The sequence below is a fragment of the Streptomyces sp. NPDC004111 genome, assembly GCF_042874215.1.
In the GTDB taxonomy this organism is placed as follows: Bacteria; Actinomycetota; Actinomycetes; order Streptomycetales; family Streptomycetaceae; genus Streptomyces.
Genome location: NZ_JBIAMU010000028.1, coordinates 87,709 through 103,064, shown reverse-complemented (window position 1 = coordinate 103,064; position 15,356 = coordinate 87,709). Strand labels below are relative to the sequence as shown.

At 72.0% G+C, this 15,356-nt stretch carries 14 protein-coding genes; 6 read left to right on the top strand and 8 right to left on the bottom strand.

The window, feature by feature from the left end; genetic code table 11:
• Positions 1-23 precede the first annotated feature (23 nt).
• The gene (gene lysS / locus ACFYVL_RS39460) at positions 24-1,760 is read left to right on the top strand and encodes a lysine--tRNA ligase (protein WP_389253944.1); all 1,737 of its coding nucleotides are present in this window, start codon (positions 24-26) and stop codon (positions 1,758-1,760) included.
• An 80-nt stretch (positions 1,761-1,840) separates the two neighbouring features.
• On the opposite strand, the gene ACFYVL_RS39455 is transcribed toward lysS, so the two are convergent.
• The 3 genes from ACFYVL_RS39455 to ACFYVL_RS39445 form a co-directional block, all read right to left on the bottom strand.
• On the bottom strand, positions 1,841-3,241 hold the full coding sequence (locus ACFYVL_RS39455; RefSeq protein ID WP_389253943.1) for a DUF2637 domain-containing protein: 1,401 nt from the start codon (positions 3,239-3,241) through the stop codon (positions 1,841-1,843).
• Positions 3,242-3,507: 266 nt separating this feature from the next.
• Positions 3,508-4,251 (bottom strand): DUF3558 domain-containing protein, encoded by a 744-nt coding sequence (locus ACFYVL_RS39450; protein ID WP_389253941.1) that lies wholly within the window; start codon positions 4,249-4,251, stop codon positions 3,508-3,510.
• A gap of 85 nt (positions 4,252-4,336) precedes the next feature.
• Positions 4,337-5,179 (bottom strand): DUF3558 domain-containing protein, encoded by an 843-nt coding sequence (locus tag ACFYVL_RS39445; protein WP_389253939.1) that lies wholly within the window; start codon positions 5,177-5,179, stop codon positions 4,337-4,339.
• 261 nt (positions 5,180-5,440) lie between these two features.
• On the opposite strand from ACFYVL_RS39445, the gene ACFYVL_RS39440 reads away from it, so the two are divergent.
• Positions 5,441-6,634 (top strand): RtcB family protein, encoded by a 1,194-nt coding sequence (locus ACFYVL_RS39440; protein WP_389253937.1) that lies wholly within the window; start codon positions 5,441-5,443, stop codon positions 6,632-6,634.
• A 64-nt stretch (positions 6,635-6,698) separates the two neighbouring features.
• The gene (locus ACFYVL_RS39435) at positions 6,699-7,547 is read left to right on the top strand and encodes a pentapeptide repeat-containing protein (protein ID WP_389253935.1); all 849 of its coding nucleotides are present in this window, start codon (positions 6,699-6,701) and stop codon (positions 7,545-7,547) included.
• Positions 7,548-7,686: 139 nt separating this feature from the next.
• Here ACFYVL_RS39435 and ACFYVL_RS39430 read toward each other — a convergent pair whose 3' ends face one another.
• On the bottom strand, positions 7,687-8,220 hold the full coding sequence (locus ACFYVL_RS39430) for a hypothetical protein (protein WP_389253933.1): 534 nt from the start codon (positions 8,218-8,220) through the stop codon (positions 7,687-7,689).
• Positions 8,221-8,287: 67 nt separating this feature from the next.
• Between ACFYVL_RS39430 and ACFYVL_RS39425 the strand changes: the two genes are divergently transcribed.
• Complete coding sequence (locus tag ACFYVL_RS39425) at positions 8,288-8,623, top strand: YnfA family protein (RefSeq protein ID WP_389253931.1); 336 nt, start codon at positions 8,288-8,290, stop codon at positions 8,621-8,623.
• A 135-nt stretch (positions 8,624-8,758) separates the two neighbouring features.
• Positions 8,759-9,517, top strand: a complete 759-nt coding sequence (locus ACFYVL_RS39420) for an SDR family NAD(P)-dependent oxidoreductase (protein WP_389253929.1) — start codon at positions 8,759-8,761, stop codon at positions 9,515-9,517.
• 127 nt (positions 9,518-9,644) lie between these two features.
• Here ACFYVL_RS39420 and ACFYVL_RS39415 read toward each other — a convergent pair whose 3' ends face one another.
• On the bottom strand, positions 9,645-11,081 hold the full coding sequence (locus ACFYVL_RS39415; RefSeq protein ID WP_389253927.1) for an FAD-dependent monooxygenase: 1,437 nt from the start codon (positions 11,079-11,081) through the stop codon (positions 9,645-9,647).
• 74 nt (positions 11,082-11,155) lie between these two features.
• Entirely contained in the window at positions 11,156-11,878 is a 723-nt protein-coding gene (locus ACFYVL_RS39410; protein WP_389253925.1) for a Mut7-C RNAse domain-containing protein, read from the bottom strand.
• A gap of 117 nt (positions 11,879-11,995) precedes the next feature.
• On the opposite strand from ACFYVL_RS39410, the gene ACFYVL_RS39405 reads away from it, so the two are divergent.
• Complete coding sequence (locus tag ACFYVL_RS39405; protein ID WP_389253923.1) at positions 11,996-12,442, top strand: GNAT family N-acetyltransferase; 447 nt, start codon at positions 11,996-11,998, stop codon at positions 12,440-12,442.
• 118 nt (positions 12,443-12,560) lie between these two features.
• On the opposite strand, the gene ACFYVL_RS39400 is transcribed toward ACFYVL_RS39405, so the two are convergent.
• Together ACFYVL_RS39400 and ACFYVL_RS39395 are read right to left on the bottom strand one after the other, a co-directional pair.
• The gene (locus ACFYVL_RS39400; protein ID WP_389253921.1) at positions 12,561-13,697 is read right to left on the bottom strand and encodes a magnesium and cobalt transport protein CorA; all 1,137 of its coding nucleotides are present in this window, start codon (positions 13,695-13,697) and stop codon (positions 12,561-12,563) included.
• A 21-nt stretch (positions 13,698-13,718) separates the two neighbouring features.
• Entirely contained in the window at positions 13,719-15,287 is a 1,569-nt protein-coding gene (locus ACFYVL_RS39395; RefSeq protein WP_389253919.1) for an MFS transporter, read from the bottom strand.
• Positions 15,288-15,356 lie beyond the last annotated feature (69 nt).

The following is a 15,356-nucleotide window of genomic DNA, read 5'->3' as shown; positions in this document are numbered from 1 at the left end:
GCCAGCTTTCGAGAAAGAAGGACGTGCCGATCGTGGCTCAGAGCAGCACACCGGAGACCGACTGGGTCTCCCGTTTCGCAGACGACGTCATCGCCGAGTCGGAGCGACGTGCGCCTGGCAAACCGGTCGTCGTCGCGTCCGGACTCTCCCCCTCCGGCCCCATCCACCTGGGCAACCTGCGCGAGGTCATGACCCCGCACCTGGTCGCCGACGAGGTGCGGCGGCGCGGGTACGAGGTCCGCCACCTGATCTCCTGGGACGACTACGACCGGTACCGCAAGGTCCCCAACGGCGTCCCCGGCATCGACGAGTCCTGGGCCGAGCACATCGGCAAGCCCCTGACCTCGGTGCCCGCCCCGGCCGGTTCCGCGTACCCGAACTGGGCCGAGCACTTCAAGGCCCCGATGGTGGCGGCCCTGGCCGAGCTCGGCGTGGAGTTCGACGGGATCAGCCAGACCGAGCAGTACACCGCCGGTACGTACCGCGCGCAGGTGCTGCACGCGATGAAGCACCGCGCGGACATCGACGCCGTGCTCGACCGCTACCGCACCAAGGACAAGCCGGGCGGTCAGAAGAAGTCCCAGAAGCCGGTCGACGAGGCCGAGCTGGAGGCCGCCGAGGGCTCCGGCGCCGCGTCCGAGGACGACGGCACGAGCGGCTCCGCGTACTACCCGTACAAGCCCTACTGCGGGCAGTGCGAGCGCGACCTGACGACGGTCACCTCCTACGACGACGAGTCGACCGAGCTGGCGTACACCTGCGTCTGCGGCTTCGCCGAGACCGTCCTGCTGAACGAGTTCAACCGCGGCAAGCTGGTCTGGAAGGTCGACTGGCCGATGCGCTGGGCGTACGAGGGCGTGATCTTCGAGCCCAGCGGCGTCGACCACTCCTCGCCCGGCTCCTCCTTCGTCGTCGGCGGACAGATCGTGCGCGAGGTCTTCGACGGCGTGCAGCCGATCGGCCCGATGTACGCCTTCGTCGGCATCAGCGGCATGGCGAAGATGTCCTCCTCCAAGGGCGGCGTCCCGACCCCGGGCGACGCACTGCGGATCATGGAGGCGCCGCTGCTGCGCTGGCTGTACGCGCGCCGCAGGCCGAACCAGTCCTTCAAGATCGCCTTCGACCAGGAGATCCAGCGGCTGTACGACGAGTGGGACAAGCTGGAGACGAAGGTCGCCGACGGCTCCGTGCTGCCCGCCGACGCCGCCGCCCACTCGCGGGCGGTGCGCACCGCCGCCGGTGAACTGCCGCGCACGCCGCGCGCGCTGCCCTACCGGACGCTCGCCTCGGTCGCGGACGTGACCGCCGGCGCCGAGGACCAGACGCTGCGCATCCTCAGCGAACTGGACCCGGAGAACCCGGTCACCGACCTGGCCGACGTCCGGCCGCGCCTGGACCGGGCGGAGGCGTGGATCTCCACGTACGTGCCGGCCGACCAGCGCACGATCGTACGGAGCGAACCGGACACGGACGCGCTGGCCGCGCTCGACGAGAGCGGGCGGGAGTCGCTGCGGCTGCTGGTCGAGGGCCTCGACTCGCACTGGTCGCTGGACGGCCTGACGACGCTGGTCTACGGCGTGCCGAAGATCCAGGCGGGGCTGGAGGCGGACGCGAAGCCGACGCCGGAGCTGAAGGTGGCGCAGCGGACGTTCTTCGCGCTGCTGTACCAGCTGCTGGTGGGGCGGGACACGGGGCCGCGGCTGCCGACTCTGCTGCTGGCGGTGGGCGCGGACCGGGTCCGCAAGCTCCTCCAGGCCTGACCTCGCACCGCCGCCCCGCGTCCCGTGCGACGCGGGGCGCGGGGCGGCGGCAGGTGCGGGCCCGCCCCTGCGAGGGGGGGTCAGGCGATGTGTTCGTCGAGTTCCTGCTGGAAGCGTTCCTCGTAGCGCTTCGCGTACATCTCCAGCTCGTCCTCAGGCAGCTGACGCCCGTACAGGTCCTCCACGTACGAGCCCAGCTGCAGCGGCGTCGGGAACGCCGCGTTCTCCGTCGTGTACCGGCGGAAGGCGTTGTAGTACGCCTCGTCGTCCAGCACGAAGTCCGCGTCGGCGTGCGCGAAGTCCGGGCCGAACTCGGGGTCGTAGTCCGGGTCGTACCCGCCGAGCGGACGGCTGCGGTTGGGGCCGGACGGCACCATCACCTGCGGGGCGTCGTCGGGGTGCGGGCCCTGGTAGGGGGCCTGGCCCTGTGCCGTCCCGCCCTCGTGGGCCTCGTACCCGGGCTCGTAACCCTGCTCGTACGCCTGCCCTTGGTCGTACCCCTGCCCCTGGTCGTACCCCGACTCGTGCTGCTGCGGGTGCCCCACCTGTGCCGCGAACCACGGGCTCGGGTGCTGCTGCGCATCGGGCTGGTCGGTGGCCTGGGCCGGGGCTGCCTCGGCGTCCTCGGGCTGCTTCACCAGGTTCGCCCTCGGGCCGGGGATCCGCGCCGCCTCCTGCTCGGGCTGCGGCTGCTGCGGCTGCTGCGGCTGTTCCTCCCGGTCCTCCCGCTCGTCCCGCTCCTCCCGCGGAGCCGCCTCCAGTGCGGGGGCGTCCGTGGCCGGGGCCGGCGGCAGCAGGGCCGGTTCGATGCCGGCGGCGGCCAGGCCGACCGCCGCGGTGTCCGCGAGGGGTACGCCGATCTTGGCCAGGCGCAGCGGCATCAGCGCCTCGACGGGGGCCTTCCGCTTCCAGGCGCGGCCGTACCGTGCCTGGAGCCGGGCGCGGTAGATCAGCCGGTCCTGCTCCAGCTTGATGACCTGTTCGTAGCTGCGCAGTTCCCACAGCTTCATCCGGCGCCACAGCTTGAACGTCGGGACCGGGGAGAGCAGCCAGCGGGTCAGCCGCACGCCCTCCATGTGCTTGTCGGCGGTGATGTCCGCGATCCGGCCGATCGCGTGCCGGGCCGCCTCGACGGAGACCACGAACAGCACCGGGATCACCGCGTGCATGCCCACGCCCAGCGGGTCCGGCCAGGACGCCGCCCCGTTGAACGCGATCGTCGCCGCCGTCAGCAGCCACGCCGTCTGACGCAGCAGCGGGAAGGGAATCCGCATCCAGGTCAGCAACAGGTCCAGGGCGAGCAGCACACAGATGCCCGCGTCGATGCCGATCGGGAAGACGTAACTGAAGTTGCCGAAGCCCTTCTCCAGGGCCAGCTCGCGCACCGCCGCGTACGAACCCGCGAAACCGATGCCCGCGATGATCACGGCACCGGCGACCACCACACCGATCAGTATTCGGTGCGTGCGTGTCAACTGCATCGCGGCCACCCGCGATCCCCTCCCGTACGTCCAACTCGGTCCGGCCCCGGGGATTCCGTCCGGACCCGGCGGGCACAGCCTGGCACACACCAACGGGGGCCCGGCCCCACGAAAAGGAACCGAACCCCCGTAAAAGCACCCAAACAGGGCTCAGTTGTAGTCAAGTCGTTGACTACCGCGCGCGTGCCCGCGGGCACACCGCGACACGGTGCCCCACGGCGCCGCGCCCCGGAGCTGTCGCCCCGTCTGAACCCTTGCGGCCGACGCTACTTGTTCGCCGTGGCGATCGACGCCACGACCTCCTTCGCCGCCTTCTGCGCACCCTTCATCAGGTCCGCCGAGGACGGCGGCTTGGCACCCGAGTAGCCCGAGCCGTTGTAGTCCAGCGTCACCACGACATTGCCGGTACGGACCACCACGACCGCGTGCTGGAAGTCCGTACCGCCCTCGCGGGCCCCGTACGTCACCGTCGAAGCCTGGTCGCCGATGCCGCTCACCGGGTTGGACCGGACGTCCTTCGCGCCGTCCTTGCCCTGCACCTTGTTGACCTGCTTGGCCACCTGCGCCTCGGCGCGCTTCTCACCGGCGCCCAGCGCCTGGTTCGACTCGAAGCGCTGGAGCGCGTACGTCAGGTAGTGGTACTGCGAACCCTTCAGGCCCTTGTCGTCCAGGCCCTTCCACGAGCAGCCGCGCCGGGTCTCCGGGTCGGACGAGGCGTCCGGCGTGCCCTCCGCCTTGTCGGCCTTCGGCACCAGCTCGCCGACCGTCTCCTTGCCGAGCGCCTTGCACGCGTCCGGCAGCTTCGCGAACTTCGCGGGCGGCACCGTCGGCGCCGCCGAAGGAGTCTGCTTCTCCGCCGACGCACCACCCTGGTCCTGCTTCGTGCCGCCGTCAGAACCGGAAGACGAACCGGAACCGGAGTCCGACGAACAGCCGGCCACGACGAACAGCGCCGGGACGGCGACTGCGCAGGTCAGTATGCGGGCGATACGGGGGGCTTTTCGGTACATGGTTCCTGTGGTTCCTTCGCTGTCGCGTCGATGTTCGGTTCGTGTCGCGCGTTCGGTGTCGCTCACTGTGGGGGTGGCCGTCGGGTCACTCGCTGCTGGAGAACTGCTCCGCGAGTTTACGGGCCAGCGCCTGCGCCCGGTCCTGAAGCGTGGCGCTGTCGGGAGCCTGGTCGGTACGGCCCGGCTGCTCGCCGTACGTGATCCGCACGATCACGTTGGAGGTGCGGAAGACGATCGAAACGGTGCGGTCCTGCGCCGACGCGGTCCCCGCCTTCGTCAGTACGTCGTCCAGGAACGCGGCGTCGCCGAGCCCGGCGAGGGTGCGCGGCTGGAGCTCCTCGGGGTGCGGGGCCGCGGGCGTACCGGAACCGGAAGGGGAATCGGAGGCGCCGGTCGCGGGCGGCGCGGTGGGGGCGGACGGGCCCGCGGTCTGCGAGGGCGTACCGGTGCCGGACGCGGGAGGGGTCGCCGGCGGGGTCTCGGGGGCGGTGGTGCGCGGCGCGGGCAGATCGGCGGCGTCCTGCAGCTCCGTGTAGACGGCCTGCGCGCGGTCGTCGTCGCTGACGGCCGTGTCGTACGACACCACCCGTTCGAAGTCGACGACGAGCTGGTGGGCGCTGTCGGGGGACTCCGCCTTCCAGCGGCAGCCGATCCGGCGGTCCGTGTCGTACGTCACCGCGGGTTCGCCCGCGAAGAGCTTCTGCTGCTGGTCCTCGGGGAGCGCGGCGGCACCCGGCAGCATGGCCTTCAGCTGGGCCCGGTCCACGCTCCGGCAGGGCTCGGGGAGGGTCCGGTACTTGCCGGGCTGGGCGGCCGGGGCGGCGGTCTCGCCCGGCTTGGCGTCGAGGGCGCTGTCCCCCTCCGCGGTCCCGCCGGAACACCCTGCGGCCCCCGCGGCCAGCACCGCGAGAAGCGCGATACCCGGCACGGAGGCCCTTGCGTAAGCCTTGACGCCCGCCTGTCGTGGCACGGTCAGGGGCCCCCTTCGGTCGACTGTCGGTGAGCTGCCGGCGCGGAAAAGTGTTTGCCGTCCGCAGGCGGCCGATGCCCACAATGTGTATCGCACGTGCTGGTGTGGATGCCGGTCCGCTGTCCTTATCGCGGCCGTTCCCCACCCTTTTTGCGCTTTGAGCACTTTCACCAACTTTACGCCGTCTCGGGAGATCGACTCGGGGGGAATCGAGGGGCCATGTCATATGTAGAGGTACCGGGCGCGAAGGTGCCGATCCGGATGTGGACCGACCCGGCCGCGGTCGAGGACGGCGCGATGCAGCAGCTCCGCAATGTCGCCACCCTCCCGTGGATCAAGGGCCTGGCCGTCATGCCGGACGTCCACTACGGCAAGGGCGCCACGGTGGGCTCCGTGATCGCCATGCAGGGCGCGGTCTGCCCGGCGGCGGTCGGCGTCGACATCGGCTGCGGCATGTCCGCCGTCAGGACCTCCCTCACCGCGAACGACCTCCCCGGCGACCTGTCCCGCCTCCGCTCCAAGATCGAGCAGGCGATCCCGGTGGGCCGCGGTATGCACAACGACCCGGTCGACCCGGCAAGGCTGCACGGCTTCGCGACGGCGGGCTGGGACGACTTCTGGGGCCGCTTCGACGGCGTCGCGGACGCGGTGAAGTTCCGGGAGGGACGGGCCGCTAAGCAAATGGGGACACTTGGGTCAGGGAATCACTTCTGGGAGTTTTGTCTCGATTCGGACAATTCGGTCTGGATCATGTTGCACTCCGGTTCCCGGAACATCGGCAAGGAGCTGGCCGACCACCACATGGGGGTGGCCCAGAAGCTCCCGCACAACCAGGGCCTCGTCGACCGTGACCTGGCGGTCTTCATCGCCGACACCCCACAGATGGCGGCGTACCGCAACGACCTCTTCTGGGCGCAGGAGTACGCGAAGCACAACCGCGCGATCATGATGGCGCTGTCGCAGGAGGTCGTCCGGCGCGAGTTCAAGAAGGCGAAGGTGACCTTCGACCCGGTGATCAGCTGCCACCACAACTACGTCAGCGCGGAGCGCTACGACGGAATGGACCTGCTGATCACCCGCAAGGGCGCGATCCGGGCCGGCTCCGGCGAGTACGGCATCATCCCCGGCTCGATGGGCACCGGGTCGTACATCGTGAAGGGACTCGGCAACGCGGCCTCCTTCAACTCCGCCTCGCACGGCGCGGGCCGGCGGATGAGCCGTACTGCGGCCAAGCGGCGCTTCTCGACCCGGGACCTGGTGGAGCAGACGCAGGGTGTGGAGTGCCGCAAGGACTCCGGAGTGGTCGACGAGATCCCGGGCGCGTACAAGCCGATCGAGCAGGTCATCGACCAGCAGCGAGACCTGGTCGAGGTCGTCGCGAAGCTCAAGCAGGTCATCTGCGTCAAGGGGTGAGTGCTTTGGCTAGGGTTCCGGGGTTCGTCCGGATCGCCGGACCCGTATCAGTGGAGCCCCGCCCATGCACGAGTTGACGTCCGAGTCCGATCTGCGGTCCGACTGCGGGAGCTGTTTCGGGTTGTGCTGTGTGGCGTTGACGCTGACCAGGTCGTCGGACTTCGCGATCGACAAGCCGGCCGGGAAGCCGTGTCCGAACCTGGGGGAGGACTTCGGGTGCGGGATCCACGCGCGGTTGCGGGGCGAGGGGTTCTCCGGGTGCACCGTGTACGACTGTTTCGGCGCGGGGCAGAAGGTGTCGCAGGTGACCTTCGCCGGGGTGGACTGGCGTGCCGATCCCGGGGGTTCGCAGCGGATGTTCGCCCTGCTGCCGGTGATGAAGCAGCTGCACGAGCTGCTCTGGTACGTGGCCGACGCGCTGGCCCGTGAGGTGGCGCGGCCGGTGCACGCGGAGCTGCGGCGGGTGCGCGGGGAGATCGAGGCGCTCACCCGGGGCAGTGCGGACGGCCTTCTCGCGCTCGACGTGGACGGGCAGCGGCAGCGGGTGAACGCACTGCTGGTGCGGGTGAGCGAGCTGGTGCGCGGGGAGTGGGCCGCCGCCGTGCCCAGGAAGAAGAACGGGAAGAAGCGGAAGCTGGATCTGCGCGGCGCCGATCTGATGGGCGCCCGGCGTGCCGGGGCGGATCTTCGGGGTGTCAATCTGCGCGGTGCGTATGTCATCGCCGCAGACCTCAGCGGGGCCGACCTCCGGGGTGCCGATGTCATCGGTGCGGACTTCCGGGACGCGGACGTGCGCGGGGCGGACCTGAGCGCGGCCCTCTTCCTCACCCGGACGCAGGTGAACGCGGCCACCGGGGACGCGGCGACCCGCATCCCGGACACCCTGGAGCGGCCCGCGCACTGGACGGCCTGAGGGGCGGCCCGGGTACCGGGGGGGGGGGGGGACCGGCTGAGCGGGGGTGCGGGGCGAAGGGGGAAGGGCGAAGGGGGAAGGGTTCGGGGCGTGGGGGCGGGGCGAAGGGCGGGTCCTGGCCCTTGTCTCCCGTTGCGGCTCAGAAGTAGTAGGGGTCTCCGGTGGCCGGGGCCAGTACCCGTTGGCGGTCGTTGTCGGGGTTGAGGTCCCGGGTCACCGGGCGGAGTTCGGCCGAGCCCATGCGGACCGTGCGGATGTCCATCACCGTTTCCGCCGGGGAGCCGGGTACCCGAAGCGTGAGGTCGAGGGGGTGGGGGGTCGTCGAGCCGGCTCGCAGGGGGCCCGTTTCGCAGACGACGACCGCGGCGCCGGACCTCCGGCAGGTGTCGGGGAGTCCGCCGACGACCGGGTGCGAGAAGGACACCCGTACCGCCGCCGAGTCCAGGCTGACCGGGCCGTGGTTCCAGGTGCGCAGCCGTACGGTGAGCCTGCCGTCCTCCGTGTAGACGATCCGGCCGTGGTGGGCGAGGTCGGCCTCCGGCCCTTCGGAGGAGAGGGGGGTGGGGGTGTGGAGGGGAGGGGGCTGGGTGGGTGCCGCCGTCGCGGTGAGGGGGGTCAGGGGAACGAGTGCCAGGGCCAGGGCGGGCAGTCCTTTGCGCAGCTGAGATGACATGCCCACCTACGTACCCGTTCCGTTCGGAAATCGCTCCCCGCCCGCCCCTCATGCCACCCTTATGCGCATGCTCGTAGCCCGCTCAGCAGCCCTCTTCCTGCTCGCCGCCCTGTTCGAGATCGGTGGTGCCTGGCTGGTCTGGCAGGGCGTGCGGGAGCACAAGGGGTGGGTGTGGATCGGGGCGGGGGTCATCGCCCTCGGGCTGTACGGGTTCGTCGCCACGCTCCAGTCCGACGGTGACTTCGGGCGGATCCTCGCCGCGTACGGCGGTGTCTTCGTGGCCGGGTCGATCGCCTGGGGCATGGTCGCGGACGGGTACCGGCCGGACCGCTGGGACGTGGCCGGGGCGCTGATCTGTCTGGCCGGTATGGCCTTGATCATGTACGCGCCGCGCGGGCGCTGACCGCGCCTATCCTCGTAGGCACATCGCGCGGCCCCCGCGGACCGCACCCTGACCGCGGACCACCGGGTTCCGGTGGACCGAGGGGCCCCGCGGACCACGCCCGTCCACGTCACGTACGTACGAGGAGCAGCCCGTATGCCCAGCGCCCCCATCGCCGTCGTCACCGGAGCGAGCAGCGGCATCGGCGCTGCCACGGCCCGCCAGCTGGCCGCGGCCGGTTACCGCGTCGTGCTCACCGCCCGCCGCAAGGACCGCATCGAGGCCCTCGCCGAGGAGATCGAGGCGGCCGGTCACCAGGCCGTGCCGTACGCGCTGGACGTGACGGACCGGGCGGCGGTCGACGAGTTCGCGACCGCGTTCCGCACGATCGCCCTGCTGGTCAACAACGCGGGCGGGGCGCTCGGCGCGGACCCGGTGGCCACCGCCGACCCCGCGGACTGGCGGACCATGTACGAGGTCAACGTGCTGGGGACGCTCAACCTCACGCAGGCGCTGCTGCCCGCCCTCACCGCCTCCGGGGACGGCACGGTCGTGGTGGTCTCGTCGACGGCGGGCCACGGCACGTACGAGGGCGGTGGCGGTTACGTGGCCGCCAAGCACGGCAGCCACGTGCTCGCCGAGACGCTGCGGCTGGAGATCGTCGGCACTCCGGTGCGGGTGATCGAGATCGCTCCCGGCATGGTGCGGACCGAGGAGTTCGCGACGACCCGGTTCCGCGGTGACACGGAGAAGGCGGCCAAGGTGTACGCGGGTGTGGACGCGCCGCTCAGCGCGGACGACGTGGCGGAGACGATCACCTGGGCGGTGACCCGCCCGAGCCACGTCAACATCGACCTCCTGGTGGTGCGTCCGCGCGCCCAGGCCTCCAACACGAAGGTCCACCGGGAGCTGTGAGGGGCGTGCGAGGGGCGGCCGTCCCGGCTGCTCCTCGCCCCGGCTGCCCCTCGCCGGTCCCGGCCGCTCCCGCCGCTCCCGGCCGCCCCGTCGTCCCGGCCGATCGGCTGCCCCCGCCGCCCCGCCCCTACTTCCCGGCGTCCGCCGCCCATGCCACGTACCCGTCCGGCCTGATCAGCAGGGAGGACCGGCGGGCCCAGTGCGCGCGGACCGTGTGCGGCGGGATGTCGGTGGGGAGCGGGCCGTCGGCCGCCGCGACCAGGACGTACTCGCCCTTGCGGAGCAGTTCGTACAGCCTGCCCTCGGCCAGCGCGAGGTCCGGGACGCGGCGGCCGACCAGCGGGTGGGAGCCGCGCGGGGAGCCGTACGCGATGCCGATGCCGGAGATCATGCCCATCGCGCGCGAGGTGACGGGGCGCAGGGTGTTGAAGAGGCGGGTGGCGACGGCGCGGCCGGCGCGCTGGAGCGGGGTGTGTGCCATGGCCATCCGGATGAGTGCCCCGCTGGAGCGCAGCACCATGGCCCCGACCGGGTGCCGTTCGTCGTGGTAGGTGTCGAGGAGGGTGTCCTCGGCCCGTCCGCGCAGTACCGCGGCCAGCTTCCAGGAGAGGTTGGCGGCGTCCTGGAGGCCGGTGTTCATGCCCTGGCCGCCGGCCGGTGAGTGAACGTGTGCGGCGTCCCCGGCGAGGAAGACGCGGCCCGACCGGTAGGCGGGGACCTGGCGTTCGTCGCTGTGGAAGCGGGAGAGGAAGCGGGGGTCGTGCATGCCGAAGTCGTCGCCGAGCGCGGTGCGGGTGATGTGCCGGACCTCGTCGAGGTCGAGCGGGTCGGACTCGGGGACCTCGTGGTTGCGGTCCCAGCCCATCACCCGGTGGTAGCCGTCGCCGAACGGGACCATGAAGGTGAAGGCGTCGCCCCGGCCGCCGACGGTGAGGACGGAGTCGGGTTCCTCCCGCAGGCGTACGTCGGCCAGCACGATCGACTTGATGACGGACTCGCCGGGGAAGGGCAGCCCGAGCGCGTCGCGCACGGTGCTGTGGACGCCGTCGGTGCCCACCAGGTAGGGGGCGTCCAGTACGGCGGTCGTGCCGTCCGCGGTGCGGAGTTCGGCGGTGACGGAGGTGGTGCGGGCGGTCAGGCCGACGAGTTCGGTGTCGTAGCGGAACTCGACTCCCGCGGTGCGGGCCCGGCGCTCCAGCAGCCGTTCGATCTCGTACTGCGGGGTGATCAGCACCAGGGGGAAGCGGGAGCGCAGCCGTGCGAGGTCCAGTGAGAGGTTGCCGAACATCCGGAGGCGGGTGAGGGTGCGTCCGGTCTCCAGGAGTTCGTCGGCGAGGCCGCGGGCGTCGAGCACTTCGAGGGTGCGGGCGTGCACGGCGAAGGCGCGGGTGAGGTTGCCCGCGGTGTGGGCGCGGCGCTCGACGAGCGTGACGCGCAGTCCTGCCGCGGCGAGGTCGCCGGCGAGCAGGAGGCCGGCGGGGCCCGCCCCGACGACGATCACATCGGCGGATCCGGTGGTGTCGGAGGCTCGTGCGGCGTCGGGGTCTTCCTTGGAGGTCGGCATGACGGCACCCTTTCCGGTGTCCCGGCCCCGTACACCCGCGAGGGCGGGGCCGTTGCCGGGGGCGGCGGGCGGATTCAGCCGAATTCCGCGACCGCCGCGTCGACGACCTCGGCGAGCCTGGTGTGGTGGGCGCCGCGCCAGTAGGGGCGGTCGCAGGCGGTGCACTGGGCGAACACGTCCTGGGTGCGTTCCGTGCCGGGGGCCAGCAGTCCCGCCACCGACTCCTTGGTGGCCTCCTTCAGGGTGCCGTTGCAGGCGGTGCAGCGTGTCCAGGGGGCCAGTACGGGGCTGAACCGGCCCAGGATGTCGCGGAGTTGGGCGTCCGGCCGGTCGCTGTAGACGTATGCGCCCGCCCACAGTTCGCGGCGGCGCAGCAGCCCCCGGTCGCGGGAGAGCAGGACGCGCCGCTCGCGTGCGGAGTGGGTGGCGAGGGCCGGGTCGCCGATGTCCTCGCTGAAGTACGCCGCGTCGACGCCGAGCAGCCGCAGCCGCCGGGCGAGCGTGCCGAGGTGCACGTCGAGGAGGAAGCGCAGCGGTGCCCCGGGCACGGACTGCGGGCGGGCGACGGCCCGTACCTCGATGCGTTCGCCCTCGGCGGGGACGTGGGCGGTGGTGGCCGGGTGTCCGTCCACGTACAGCTGGCCCGCCTCGGTGAGCGGGACGCCCAGCGACTCGACGACGTGGCCCAGGGTGGAGGCCCCGTCGGTGACGGCGTCGGTGCGGCCCGCGCGCCGGTCGGGGGCGATGAAGAGGTGCAGTTCGGGGGCGAAACTTATCTGGATCTCCGGTCCGTTCACGTCGTCAGGATGCCATTGGGGCAGGTCCGGGTCGCGGGAGTTCGGAAACCCGCGGCGGGCGCGACGGCCGTGAACCTTCCTTCCCGGGCCGCGGGACCGCTGATCTAGGCTGCCGCCATGAAGATCGTTGACCTCGCCCCCGGCGACCCCCGGCTGCTCGCCGACCTGCTGCCCGTGCTGCGTGAGCTGCGTCCGCACCTCACCGAGGAGTCCTTCACGGAGGTGTACGCGCAGGGGCATCCGGCGGGGCTCCGTTTCTCCGCCGGGTACGACGACGCGGGTGTCTGCGTGGGTGCGGCCGGCTGGCGGGTGGTGGCCAACACCAGCACGCTGCGGATGCTGTACGTGGACGACCTGGTGACGGCGGACGCGGCGCGCTCCACGGGCGTCGGCGCGCGGCTGCTGGAGTACCTCCAGGAGCGGGCGGCGGAGCTGGGCTGCCGGGAGTTCGTGCTGGACTCGGGGACGCAGCGCACCCGGGCGCACCAGTTCTATCTGCGGGAGAAGATGGAGATCGTGGCGTTCCACTTCGCGAAGGACGTCCCGGCCTCCTCGGCCGGCTGACCGGATTGGTCCGTTCGGGCGGTGTGATTCCGGGTGTTCGCGGATCCGGCGGGGCACCCGTTCTGCCTCTGCCTGGTGTGAGCGGCAGGAGCGGGCCCGCTCCTGCCGGACGGGGGGCTCAGAGCCAGCCGTTGCGCCGGAAGCTGCGGTGCACGGCGAAGCAGGCGGCGGCCATCAGGACGACGGCGAGCGGGTAGCCCCAGGTCCAGTGGGTTTCCGGCATGAAGTCGAAGTTCATCCCCCAGATTCCGCAGCCCAGCGTGGGCACGGCGATGATCGCCGCCCATGAGGTGATCTTCCGCATGTCCTCGTTCTGCGCGACGGTCACCTGGGCGAGGTGTGCCTGGAGTATCGAGTCGAGGAGCCCGTCGTAGGTGGTGATCTGCTCGACGGTACGGGCGAGGTGGTCGGCCACGTCCCGGAAGTACGGCTGGAGTTCGTGCGGCACCGGTGGCATCGGCCGCAGCGGGTCGGTGAGTGCGAGCAGCGGGCGGTCCAGCGGGGCCACCGCCCTGCGCAGTTCGACCAGTTCGCGCTTGAGCTGGTAGATCCTGCCCGGGTCGACCTTGGCCGCCTCCGCGCTGAAGACGGCCGTCTCCACGGTGTCGATGTCGTCCTGCACGGCGTCCGCGACCGCCTCGTACTCGTCGACCACCTGGTCGGCGATGGCGTGCAGGACGGCGGCGGGGCCCAGGGCGAGCTGTTCGGGGTCGTTCTCCAGGGCTTCGCGGATCGGCCCCAGGGAGCCGCTGCGCCCGTTGCGCACGGTGATCACGAAGTCGGGTCCGGTGAAGACCACCAGTTCGCCGGTGTCGACGATCTCGCTGGTCGCGGTCAGCTCTTCGTGCTCGACGAAGCGCACCGTCTTGAAGACCGCGAAGAGGGTGTCGTCGTACCGGGTGAGCCGGGGCCGCCGGTGCGGGCCCCCGGCGCCCGCGACGGCCAGCGGGTGGAGCCCGAACAGCTCGGCCAGTTCGTCGAGTTCGCTCTGCTGCGGCTCGTGCAGTCCGATCCACAGGAAGGACCGGTCGCCGCCCTTGCGGACCCGCTCCAGGGCCTCGGCCGCCGAGCAGTCCCTGGCCCGCCGTACGCCCTCCTCGAAGACCACGCAGTTCTCCACGGCGCTGCCCAGCGGGGAGCGGGCCGGGTGGCTGAGGTCGACGGTGCGGCGGGTGACCCGGCGGACCGCGCGGCGCAGGTGGCGCAGCCGGGGCCGGGGCAGCGAGGCGGGCAGGGACACGCGGGGGAGGGACACGTCGGGGGCTCCTGGTGGAGGTCACGGCCGGGCCGCGCCCTCGTGGCCGCCCGGGGCCTGAGCGGCCGTTCCCCACCCTGCCCCTTCGGGCGCCTCCCACTCCACCAGGGGAGGGCAAACCGTGGGGTGTCCGCAGGCCCTGGGCAGGTGGCGCAGGGCGAAGGCGCCGAGTGCGGCGTGCAGCAGGGCGGCGAGGGCGGCGGCCGTGTGCAGCCCGTTGACGAAGGCGGACCTGGCGTCGTCGGCGAGTGCGGCGGTGAGGCCGGGCACTTTCAGGGTCTCGTCGAGGGTGGCGGCGACGTCGGGGCCCTGGAGCCGGAAGAGCAGGGCGGCCAGCGAGCCGAGGAGGGCGATGCCGAGGGCGTTGCCGATCTCGTTGCTGGTCTCGGCGATGGCCGCGGCGGAGCCGGCCCGCTCCGGGGGGACGGCCGCGATGGCGGTGTCGGCGACGACGCTGAAGGAGATGCCGTAGCCGACGCCGGTGACCACGGTGGACGCCACGTACCAGCCGGTGCCGCCGGTGACGGTGGTGGCGAGCAGCAGCAACAGGCCGCCGGTGATGAGGAAGTGGCAGGCGACGAGGGCGTTGCGGGTGCCGAAGCGGGCGACGAGGGCGGGGGTGGTGACGCAGGTGACGGTGAGGACGGCGGCGCCGGGCAGGGCGACGAGCGCCGCGTCCAGGACGCTCAGTCCGAGCACCGACTGGAGGTAGGTGCCGCCCAGGAAGGCCACCGCGGACCAGGCGGCCAGCGGCAGGAGTCCGGTGACGGCCGCGATGGCGAAGACCCGGTCACGGAACAGCCGCAGGTCGATCAGTGGGTGCTCCAGCCGCAGTTGGCGCCGTACGAACCAGTACAGGGCGAGGGCTCCGGTGACCGCGGTGGCCGAGGCCAGCGGGCCGGGCCCTTCGGCGGCGGTGTGCTTGATGCCGTGGACGGCGAGGAGGATGCCCGCGGCGGACAGGAGCACGCTGGGCACGTCGATGCGGCCGGTCCCGGTGGTGCGGACCTCGCGCAGCAGCACCGGGGCCAGTGCCAGGAACAGGGCGACGACCGGCAGGTTGATCAGGAAGACGGAGCCCCACCAGAACGCGTTCAGCAGTTGGCCGCCGACGACGGGGCCGATCGCGAACCCGGCGGCGAAGGTGGCGGCGAAGATCCCGACGGCCCTGGTGCGCCGGCGCGGGTCGGGGAACAGTTCGCTGAGCACCGCCAGTGCCGAGGGCAGCAGGGTGGCTCCGGCGACGCCCATCAACGCCCGGAAGGCGATGAGCAGTTCGGGGGTGGTGGCGAGGGCGGCTCCGGCCGAGGCCAGTCCGAAGAGCGCGGCGCCGGCCATCAGGAGCCGCAGCCGCCCGTACCGGTCGCCGATGCCGCCGAACGCGACGAGCAGCGACCCGACGGCGAATCCGTACACGTCCAGGATCCACAGCGACTGGTCCGCGGTCGGCGACAGCGCCTCGGTGACGGTGGGCATGGCCAGGAAGAGGACGGAACTGTCCATCGCGACCAGCAGTACGGGCCCGAGCACGACCAGCAGACCGAGCCAGGCGCGGGAGGCGGGGGGAGGGGAGGCGGGGGTGGTCTTCATGGGACGGGAGCCTGCGGCGGTACGGGCGCGGCTGCCATCCCCGTGCCGTGGGTACACCTGACAGGGGCA

Bases quoted from the DNA above. Each gene is read 5' to 3' on its own strand.
- ACFYVL_RS39455 (WP_389253943.1), bottom strand. From the start codon at position 3,241: ATGCAGTTGACACGCACGCACCGAATACTGATCGGTGTGGTGGTCGCC.
- ACFYVL_RS39450 (WP_389253941.1), bottom strand. From the start codon at position 4,251: ATGTACCGAAAAGCCCCCCGTATCGCCCGCATACTGACCTGCGCAGTC.
- ACFYVL_RS39440 (WP_389253937.1), top strand. From the start codon at position 5,441: ATGTCATATGTAGAGGTACCGGGCGCGAAGGTGCCGATCCGGATGTGG.
- ACFYVL_RS39435 (WP_389253935.1), top strand. From the start codon at position 6,699: ATGCACGAGTTGACGTCCGAGTCCGATCTGCGGTCCGACTGCGGGAGC.
- ACFYVL_RS39430 (WP_389253933.1), bottom strand. From the start codon at position 8,220: ATGTCATCTCAGCTGCGCAAAGGACTGCCCGCCCTGGCCCTGGCACTC.
- ACFYVL_RS39425 (WP_389253931.1), top strand. From the start codon at position 8,288: ATGCTCGTAGCCCGCTCAGCAGCCCTCTTCCTGCTCGCCGCCCTGTTC.
- ACFYVL_RS39420 (WP_389253929.1), top strand. From the start codon at position 8,759: ATGCCCAGCGCCCCCATCGCCGTCGTCACCGGAGCGAGCAGCGGCATC.
- ACFYVL_RS39415 (WP_389253927.1), bottom strand. From the start codon at position 11,081: ATGCCGACCTCCAAGGAAGACCCCGACGCCGCACGAGCCTCCGACACC.
- ACFYVL_RS39405 (WP_389253923.1), top strand. From the start codon at position 11,996: ATGAAGATCGTTGACCTCGCCCCCGGCGACCCCCGGCTGCTCGCCGAC.
- ACFYVL_RS39395 (WP_389253919.1), bottom strand. From the start codon at position 15,287: ATGAAGACCACCCCCGCCTCCCCTCCCCCCGCCTCCCGCGCCTGGCTC.